11 protein-coding genes are annotated in these 9,307 nt (G+C 49.7%); 3 read left to right on the forward strand and 8 right to left on the reverse strand.

All coding sequences use genetic code 11. From position 1 onward, the window contains the following. Positions 1-490 (forward strand): extracellular solute-binding protein (locus tag ABIK47_07755; GenBank protein MEO0020507.1); only part of this gene is annotated, 490 nt, incomplete at its 5' end. Here the strand turns inward: ABIK47_07755 and truA are convergent. Genes truA through ABIK47_07790 form a run of 7 tightly spaced genes read right to left on the reverse strand, consistent with a single transcriptional unit; the run spans position 430 to position 8,125 of the window. Next, a complete protein-coding gene (gene truA / locus ABIK47_07760; protein MEO0020508.1) occupies positions 430-1,176 on the reverse strand; it encodes a tRNA pseudouridine(38-40) synthase TruA in 747 nt (248 codons plus the stop codon). The two genes, ABIK47_07755 and truA, sit on opposite strands and share 61 nt — an antisense overlap. Beyond that, a complete protein-coding gene (locus ABIK47_07765; GenBank protein MEO0020509.1) occupies positions 1,176-1,862 on the reverse strand; it encodes a hypothetical protein in 687 nt (228 codons plus the stop codon). Before ABIK47_07765 ends, truA begins: the two co-directional genes overlap by 1 nt. Next, positions 1,838-2,233, reverse strand: coding sequence for a TraR/DksA C4-type zinc finger protein (locus tag ABIK47_07770; GenBank protein MEO0020510.1), 396 nt, complete (start codon positions 2,231-2,233; stop codon positions 1,838-1,840). The genes ABIK47_07765 and ABIK47_07770 overlap by 25 nt, the downstream gene beginning before the upstream one ends. Continuing rightward, a complete protein-coding gene (ileS, locus tag ABIK47_07775; GenBank protein ID MEO0020511.1) occupies positions 2,233-5,175 on the reverse strand; it encodes an isoleucine--tRNA ligase in 2,943 nt (980 codons plus the stop codon). Before ileS ends, ABIK47_07770 begins: the two co-directional genes overlap by 1 nt. Positions 5,176-5,198: 23 nt before the next feature. Next, the gene (locus tag ABIK47_07780; protein MEO0020512.1) at positions 5,199-6,674 is read right to left on the reverse strand and encodes a PQQ-binding-like beta-propeller repeat protein; all 1,476 of its coding nucleotides are present in this window, start codon (positions 6,672-6,674) and stop codon (positions 5,199-5,201) included. 56 nt (positions 6,675-6,730) lie between these two features. Next, positions 6,731-7,444 (reverse strand): hypothetical protein, encoded by a 714-nt coding sequence (locus ABIK47_07785; protein MEO0020513.1) that lies wholly within the window; start codon positions 7,442-7,444, stop codon positions 6,731-6,733. Between the two features lie 27 nt (positions 7,445-7,471). Then, entirely contained in the window at positions 7,472-8,125 is a 654-nt protein-coding gene (locus tag ABIK47_07790) for a DOMON domain-containing protein (protein MEO0020514.1), read from the reverse strand. A gap of 345 nt (positions 8,126-8,470) precedes the next feature. Here ABIK47_07790 and ABIK47_07795 point away from each other — a divergent pair, with 345 nt between their 5' ends. After that, positions 8,471-8,668, forward strand: a complete 198-nt coding sequence (locus ABIK47_07795) for a hypothetical protein (GenBank protein ID MEO0020515.1) — start codon at positions 8,471-8,473, stop codon at positions 8,666-8,668. On the opposite strand, the gene ABIK47_07800 is transcribed toward ABIK47_07795, so the two are convergent. Next, positions 8,665-8,931 carry a hypothetical protein gene (locus ABIK47_07800; protein ID MEO0020516.1) on the reverse strand — a complete coding sequence of 89 codons (267 nt, stop codon included), beginning with the start codon at positions 8,929-8,931 and terminating at the stop codon, positions 8,665-8,667. The genes ABIK47_07795 and ABIK47_07800 overlap by 4 nt on opposite strands. A 166-nt stretch (positions 8,932-9,097) precedes the next feature. On the opposite strand from ABIK47_07800, the gene ABIK47_07805 reads away from it, so the two are divergent. Then, a complete protein-coding gene (locus ABIK47_07805) occupies positions 9,098-9,247 on the forward strand; it encodes a hypothetical protein (protein ID MEO0020517.1) in 150 nt (49 codons plus the stop codon). The last annotated feature ends 60 nt before the right edge of the window (positions 9,248-9,307 follow it).

The following is a 9,307-nucleotide window of genomic DNA, read 5'->3' on the forward strand; positions in this document are numbered from 1 at the left end:
CACCTGGCGGGCACCAATTTACGGGCAGGAGCGGCTTAAGGTGGGGATGGCACCAATTCCGGTTGCGGGAAACCCGGCGGCAATAATCTATGGCACCAATATCGGGATGTTCAGGAAGGCAACAAAGGAGGAAAAGGAGGCTGCCTGGAGGTTTATTAAGTGGTTTATCTCGCCAGAAAGGCAGGTGGAATGGTCGCTTGGAACCTGGTATGTGCCAATTTACCGGCGCTGCCTTAATGACCCGCGGTTGCAGAGGCGGTTTGAGGAGACACCGGGTCTATTTGCCGCTTACAAGCAGATGGAATACGGGGTTTTTGAGCCGCGCGGCTTGAAATGGCTGGCAGGGAGAAAGGCTTTAGTTGAGGAGTTGGAGGCGGCAACCCTCGGATATAAAACTCCAAAACAGGCGCTTCAGGATGCGGCTGACCGTTACCGGCGCCAGCCCTTGCCTGTCTTCGGATATTCAACCCGTTCCAAGATTAAACCCTGAGCCGGTGCCGAGGTAAATGGTTTGCCCTTTTTGCCGGCAAGGGAGGCACGGATATCATTTACCGTGATTCTGCCCGTGGCATAGGCAACAAGCGCACCAACAATCCGCCGCACCATCTTGTAAAGGAAGCGGTCGCCGGTGATTTTTATCAGAATCTCATCACCCTTTTTTGTAATATGAATTGACCTGATGGTGCAGATGCCATTTCCGGACCGAATTGCGCAGAAGGGGTTGAAGTCCTTTTTACCTAAAAACAGTTTCGCCCCTTTTTCAAGCCTTTTGATGTCAAGAGGCGGGAAGACCTCCCAGGCAAACCGGCTCCTTAAAGGGGAGCGGTTGCAGATTATGGAATAGGTGTAGGTCTTGGTGATGGCGCTGTAGCGGGCATGGAAGTCGTCACTGACCACCTCAGCCGATTTCACAAAGATGTCTGAAGGTAGATAAAAGTTGAGCGCGGCGGCGATCCTTGCTGGTGACAGGCGGTCAGGGCAGTGGCAGTTGGCAACATAGTTCCGGGCTGAGACACCGGCGTCGGTTCTGCCACAACCATAAACGGTGATATCCTGCCCGAAGATTTTTTTCAGGCTCGCTTCCAAAAGTCCCTGAATTGTCTTTTGCTTTGGTTGAATCTGCCAGCCGGCGTAATTTGTGCCGTCAAACTCAATTGTCAGACGGATGTTGGGCATCAGGTGATGATGGTAAAGATTAAAAAAAGTGCGGCGGGCAAAAGAAGGGCAAGGTCAATGGGGCGGAATCTTAGCCCTTGGTTTTTGATTCTTGGTTGTTGGTTTGGACAACCCTGGACATCCAACCCCGAACTGCAAACTATCTTTATTCTGTTTTCTGCTGCGGCGATGCGCTCAGCAATTGCCTCAGGCAGATTGCGAAAGCCTTTGACCGGAAGAGAAGCAAAATCGGGCAGAAGCGTTAGGGTCATTGTCACGGTTTCGCTCCATTCCTTTTCCGGGAGGTGCAGAAATCTGAATATGCTGCGAAACAGGGCGATCATTTCATCGAGTGGTGCGGACTGGAACAACACCGTCACCAAGAGGAAGGTCCAGAGGAGGCGGAGAGAAAGGTCAAGACCAACAACTGCCCCATTAATGGTTAACCCGAATTTTCCGTTCCAATCCCTTAAGAGGCTGTTGACGATGATGAGTCCTGGTGTGAGATAGATAACCCCCCTTGCTGAGCGCAATATGTTTTTCCGTCGGTCCCCGAGTAGCCAAAAGAGAATGATAAGTAATACCCCAAACACCGCTTCAATTGTTTTGTTTATTGTGAAGAAAGAAGGGAGGCAAAGGAGGGCGGCAGAGATTCTGGCACCGATGCTGAAACTCGACCGGTTCAGGCTTTGCGTTTTTTCAGGCACTTGATACACAACCGGGCGTAGGGGACGACCTCAAGTCGGGCGAGGGGAATCGGCTCGCCGCATTCCTCGCATAACCCATAGGTGCCGGTGGCAATGCGGTTAAGTGCCTCATCAATTTCCCTCAATGCCTCGGATTCGATTGATTTCAGTTGTGAGGCAAATTCCCGTTGATAATTTTCCGTGCCTTGGTCAGCGATATGGGTGCGATGGCTGGATAGGTCGCCAGTTGCTCTGGGTGTATCCATCACCTCGTTGGTGAAATTGCTTTGCCGGAGGATGCGCTGTTTTTCTTTTAGGAGGAGCTGTTCCAGCCGGAGGAGCTCCTTTTTAGTGAGCGGCACCCGCGGGCCGGTCTTTTCTTTCTTAGGCATTATGTTCTCCTTAACGCCACCTGAACTCGTTGGTGGTTAATTTCAAATTCGCCCTGAATCTCGGCGTCGGTCAGGGGCTCAAATTTAATATCAAGGGCAAGGGTTTCTTGGCGAATATAATCAGAAAACATCTTGATAGCGGCTGTTAAGCGCTCGTTTCCTGAAAGGGCAAGGATGATGCGGTCGGTAACATTGAAGCCGGCGTTTTTGCGCAGAATCTGGACCCGGCGGACGAGTTCGCGGGCAAGACCCTCATACTCAAGTTCTGGTGTTAATGTTCTGTCAAGCGCCACAGTAAAATCGTTATTTTCCTGCGTTATCGTTCCGGATGGGACAGGTGCATTTGGTTCTAATATCAGGACCTCCCGGATATTAAGTTCGTCTTTGATGATGTCTAAATATGGCTGGAGCCGGTGCTTCAATTCCGAATCCTTCAGGCTGACGAACATTCGCGGCAAAGGCTGACGCACCTTGATTTGTGCCTTTTCTCGAGCGGCGTGTCCGAGCGAGACAATGTTGCGGATGGCATTCATTTCCTGCTCAAGTACGGGGTTGACCATATCTGGGTTTGGTTCAGGATAGAAGCAGAGATGGACGCTTTCTGGTGCCTGGGTGTCACAGCTACGTACTAAGTTCTGGTAGATATCTTCGGTGAGAAAGGGCATAAAGGGGGCAATCAGTTTCACAATGGTTACGAGGGAGGTGTAAAGGGTATAATAGGCGGCTCTTTTGTCCTTGTCTTCTGCCGACTTCCAGAACCGGCGCCGGTTGCGGCGCACATACCAGGTGGACAGGTCATCAATGAACTCCTCGGTTGCCAACGCCACGGCGGTACAATCATAGTCATCGAGTCTTTTTCTCGCAAGGGCAACAAGGGAGTTGAGGCGGGAAAGAATCCAACGGTCAAAGAGTGTCAGGTCCTCCGATTTCACATCAAGGCGGGTGGGGTTAATGTTATCAATGTTAGCATAGGTAATGAAGAAAGAGTACACATTCCAGAGCGTCAGGAGTTTACGCTTGACCTCGTTCCCAACCTTGAAGCCGAAAAGAAGGTTCTGGGTCGGGTTGTGGCGACAGAAGACCCAGCGCATCACATCTGCCCCCATCTTTGCAACCGCCTCCTCCACCTCAATCGCATTACCCCAGGATTTGTGCATCTCCCTGCCATCCTCTGCTTTCATCGTCGCGTAACCTAATACGGTACGGAAGGGCGCACATTTTTCCAAAACGGTGCTCATCGCCAGGATGGCATAGAACCAGTTGCGAAACTGACCAGGAAATGACTCGGTGATAAAGTCAAAGGGAAACCATTCCTGCCAGTACTGTCGGTTGGTGAGATAGTGGGTAGTAGAGAAAGGGACGATGCCGGCATCAAGCCAGGGGTTACCAACATCCTTAATCCTTTGAACCACACTGCCGCAATTCTGGCAGCGAATCTTCACCTCATCAATCCAGGGACGATGGGGGGTGTGTCCATAAAATCTTTCCCAGCCTTCAACCGCCCGCTGTTTTAACTCCTCTTGAGAACCAATCACATCAAACCAGCCGCAGGTGCATTTATAAATCGGCAGCGCCAACCCCCAATACCGTTTTTTGGAAATGCACCAGTCAGACATATTTCTTAGCCAGTCCAGTTCACGCTCGAGTCCGAATTCGGGAATCCAGCGCACCTGTTTAGCCGAGTTCATTATCTCCTCCCGCAGGGGATCCATTGCAATGAACCACTCGTCAACTAGGCGGAACACCAGTTCCTCACCGCAGCGCCAGCAGACCGGATAGCGGTGGGTATAGTTTTCAACCTTGAAAAGGAGCCCTTTTGCTTGGAGATTTTCAAAAATTGGCTGGGTCACCGCTGCTGTACTTTTTCCAGTTAGCCAGTCAAACCCCTCCTTAAAGGTCCCATCCTCCAAGAGTGGGGCGATGACCGCGAGCCCTTTTTCCTTGCCGAGGATAAAGTCCTCTTTACCGCAGCCAGGGGCGATATGGACAATCCCGGTTCCTTCGCTGGCACTCACATCCTTCCAAGAGACAACCCGGTGTTCCACACCATTCTGAACCGGCAGTTCGTCAAACGGCCCTTGATATTTCAAACCGACAAGTTCACTACCAGGAAACTCATTTATAATCTCCACATTCGGTCCTAACACCTTTAGCAAATCTTTGGCAAGGATATATACTTCACCGTCACCCTTTTTTGCCCGGATATAGGTCAAGTCTGGATGGACGGCGGCACCGGTATTGGCGGTGAGCGTCCAGGGTGTTGTTGTCCAGACCAGGAGATACTCACCTTTTTTACCAATAACTGGGAAGCGGACAAAGACAGCAGGATGAGTGAGTTCGCGATAACCTTCAGTGGCAATCTCCATATCTGAAATCGCGGTGCCGCAGCGGGCACACCAGGGCATAACATCTGTGCCTTCATAGATTAGACCGCGTTCATGGCACTTCTTAAGGAAATACCAGATGGAGTAGTTGTTTTCCTCGGACATGGTGTAATAGGAGTTGTCCCAGTCCATCCACTGTCCAATCAGAATTGATTGCTCGGTCTGGACTTTTGAGAATCTCAGGACCCGTTCTTTACACAGTTCCACAAACCTGTCGATGCCAAACCTCTCAATATCCCTCTTAGAACGGAACCCCAACTCCTTTTCCACCTCCACCTCTACCCAAAGACCCTGGCAGTCGAACCCATTCTGAAAACGCTGGTCAAATCCGAGCATCGCCTTGTAGCGCTGGAACAGGTCTTTATATGTTCTCCCCCAGGCATGATGAACACCCATCGGACCATTGGCAGTTATCGGTCCGTCAAGGAATCGAAACTTGGGTCCACCGCGATTGCGTTCCATTAAACGATAAAAGTGCCTTCCCTCTTTCCAGAATGAAAGTATCCGCCGATGGATATCCTGGTAGTCAGGCTGAGGTGGGACTGGTTTAAATATCATTGCGCTCATCTTTTAAAAACCGGCTATCTTGCTCTACCAGAATTTCTTATGTCACCTTGAAACATTGGCCAGGAGGATGGTGCTGGTCCGCCCTTGCCCACAATGCAGAAGGCGCTGGTGCCATCACCGATATAGATAAGTCCAGAGTTGTCAATCTTAGGGGCGGAGATAAAATCCCCTGGGGAGCCAAGCCTCAGTCCGGTTGCCCAGCGTCGGGAGCCGTCACTGTTAACCGCATAAAGTGAATCCACCTCTCCGGTGGTCCCTGAGGAGATTACGAGGAAGTAGATGATACCTTCACTGGATACTGCCGGCATAGACAGGTCTTCGCTCTGGAGAGGCGGAATAAAATCCCATTTTACCCCACCATTTTGCGGGTCAAGCGCAAGGAGGGCGGAAACGACAGTTAGATAAATGGTGCCATCACCTCCGATAACTGGGAATGATGGGGTGCTACCAACATTCGTCTCCCAGTTAAGGCTGCCATCGGTGAGATTTAGTGATACAAACCAGCCATCCTCGTCAACTACATAGAGCGCCCCACGGGTAACATCAATTGCCGGAGAAACAGTTACCGTCCCCTTCATGCCATAACGCCATTTAACACCGCCAGACCCAGGGTCAAGGGCAAACAGTGTGTCCTCCTGAGAAACGAAAACCGTCCCATCAGGGCCGATTACCGGCGCCTGGATGCCTCCGCCAGCATAAAAGCCCCATTTTCTCTCTCCTGTTACCGCATCAATTGCAAAGACACTGTCGTCTTCTGTCTGAAGGAAAATTGTGCCGCCACCCAATGCCGCAGGTGTAATAATCCCGGCGCTGAATGTCTTCTGCCATTTGATGGTCCCTGATGGGTTTAAGGCGTAGAACCTGCCGCCTTCGGTTCCTACATAAATCGTGCCGTCCTCACCAATTGTGGGTGCAATCGCAAACTCGTCCTCATCCACATCGATGAACTCCCACCGCCTGGCACCATTGGCTTTCCGGCACAAAAGGGCAGGGATTTCCCCCGAGCCGATGTAAATTTGCCCTTCAGGTCCGATACCAAATGTGTGGGCGGTAAAGTCGGCTGAGTCCTCAGGGTCCTCAGGGTCAGGATAACCAAATTTCCAGAATACTCCACCTTCACCAGGGCTGATGGTAATTGTCAACTCTTGAGACCAACCTGAAACCCTGCCTTTGCGATTTTTTGCCCGAGCCCTGACCTTCATCTCGCCGGTCTGGGTATAGGTATGGGTGTCCACATAGGCAAAACCACCTGCAACCCAGTCCGACCATTCGGTCCTGGTGTTGTCTCCCCAGTCAAACTGGAATGATACTTCGCTCCCTCCGGGGTCGGTGGTGCTGGTGGTGCAGGCAAGAGTAACATCCTTGAAGCCGACAGTAGGTCCTCTTGGTGTCTCCGGAACCAGGGGCGGTTTCGGACAGCCAAGGAGAAAAAAGAGACAGATAAATGTAAATGCCGCTAACCGGCTGGTAATACCAGCGCTATGCTTCATATTTCCTCCTGTTCTAACTTTCATAGTCTAATAGATTACCAACGAACTTGTTCTTGTCAATGGTAACCAGTTTGGAAGTTTAGGACAAGGTGCCTTTGGAGAAAGGCGCGCACTGCCGGTCCAATCTCTTCCCAGGGGTAGTCATGTGCCGGGATGTGCCAAGCCCTTTCCCAGCCCTGCCATTCGCCGTTAACGGCCGAACTTAAAAAGTTAATACCTGCCTTGAGCGCAGCGAAGAAAACCTCCTCAAGTTCGCCGTTGGGCAATGGGTCTTTGCCGTTGTTGTCAAACCGCAAGATGTTTTCATAGTTGCAGACGCCCCGCCAGAAGGGAACCGCAATTTCTATTGCAAAAACCCGCGCGCTCGTTGTGGGGGAAATCAGTTCCATTGTTTTGTCAACGAAGTCGGCGCCATTGGAAAGTCCGATAAGGAGCCATTTGACTTGGGGATTTTTAGCACACAGGGTTTCAAGGTCAGCGGCAAAACGGCGCGCACGGGTTTTATGAATGCCAAGCATTTCGGTTATCATCGCCAACTGAATGTTCAGACTCGGTGGCGACGGAAAATGTGCCGGGGCGCGGCGATGAGGGGAGACAATAGGTTTTATTCCATTGCTGTCCAGATACGCCTGAATTCCCTCAATAATCGGTTTTAGGTCCTGCGCCTGTTGTAACGGGACATTCCCCCAGCCACCGAAACAGGGGATAATAACAACATCGGCAGGAATCCTGTTTCCCTTGAGTTCAGAAAATTCAACCTCCTGCCCCAAAATTAACAGTGCAAAGAGAAGCGTATTTTATTTCCCCTCTTTTTTGGTTGTGTCTGGTGCTGGCACTACCTTTTCCGGTTTTGCTCCCATTTGGAATGTGTAATGTGACCTCTGGCTGTGCTTGGCGCCAAGGGAAGGGCTTTTTGGGTTGCGCGCCAGGATAAGGTCATAGGTTTCACCGGGAAGAAGACCGTTAATCGCAGCGCCCTTCAAGCCGGTCCAGTTCAATGGATAGGTAAACTCCATCGCGGTGGTGTTGGTCTCCTCGTCGTAATCAATCTCCCAGTCGTCAAAGAGGCTGACATTTCCCTTTGCTGCGCTGTGGGTTCTGCCCTTGCCAATATGGTTTATTACCTCAGCCGAGTCGTCGGTGTAATAGCCGATAAACATATTGGCACCATCCATCACCGGGGACCCAAACCCAATCGCCAACCAGCCCTTGCCCTTTGCCTCAAGACCAACATAAATCAGGCTGTCGTCATAACCCCAGTAAACGGTAATACCAGTTGCGGGGTCCCGAAAACTTGCGGGGTATTCCTGTTCCTCTATGTCAATGTAACCGTCAACACTTACCCGGTCATCCATCAGCGAGTCGTAGGGGATTTGCAAGGTTCCCTTTTCTTTTTGCCCGTATAGCAAGGATAGTGAGAAAAGGATTATAAAGGCAATCTTAGTTTTCATCTTTCATACTCCTTTCTATTTTTTAAAAGATTATAACAAGGAGGAAATAAAGGTCAAGGATTGTTTCAAAACGCCGGGTTCTAAACCCAGAGTTTTTCTTTTCATTTTGTTAACTGCTGTTTTTTACGGCAGTGTGCTTATTTTTTCTTTAATCATCGAAGATAAGGAGCTAATGTTTTTCTTGTTGATTTTATTTAAGTCATTGATAATAAATAACTAAGAATTTTAATAGAGAATGCTTAGGTTCGGCACAAAATTTGCATAAAATATAAATGGGTTACATTTGAATTAAAATCATCCCCAGTAGTTTTAATTTAAAAGAGAAAGCCCTTACGGGCAGTGCAGTTGAAAAATTTTCCCAATTCGGGGGAGTGGCTAAGAGTTGAAGGTGGGGGTGCGTCGCAGCTCTGCGTAAAGAGCCCGGTTTTTCCGGGCTCTTTTTATGCTTCTGAGCCGATTAAAATGGGTTTATATGTTTTGCCAGTAGAAGATGAAGAAGGCAATCGCCCAGAAAAAGAAATGGTGTTGCCCTTTATGTTTTAAAAGTCAAACCGGTTGATTTTAGCGGTAGCCGGGCAGGGGGATTCGGTAGGTGATGGATTCTGGGAGATTGGGTTGGCGATGTGCCTTATTTCCCTTTTGAGGGCATTTGGACTTGGATGATAACGGGCAAAGGGGTGATTGAGAAAACCAGGGTTAGATGGGAAATGAAAACCTGAATAACCGGTAGAGGGATGGTATAGGGGGTGGGGTCTGAAATTTTCTGTTTTACCTGTAACAATTTGAAATTCCAGGCGATAAGCCAATTTCCTCCTTTACTAATTTGTATACTTATAAGTATACTAAATGGACCGCCTCAAATGGTCTCCTGCAGATTTTCTGTCAAACAAAAGGCGTGGTTTTTGTTATAATTAATTTATGGAGGAACTCGGCGCCATTCACCCTGAAACCTTGAATAAGGCTTATTCAAGGATGAGCGGGCTCATTGATTCCAAAAGGGTGTTTATCTTCCGGGGTGTAAGGACCCCGAAAAATATCATTGAGGCGCTGGCGATGGAACTTGAGGGCTATTTGATTCAAACCAGTTTTACGGTAAAAAACAAGCCCTTCCGCTTCGGATAAAACCCTTGAAACCGACCACGCCTGCGAGCCAGATTCTTGACTTATTCAAAACCACCTAAC

This window comes from candidate division WOR-3 bacterium, assembly GCA_039801245.1.
Lineage (GTDB): Bacteria > Hydrothermota > Tepidihabitantia > Tepidihabitantales > Tepidihabitantaceae > JAOABP01.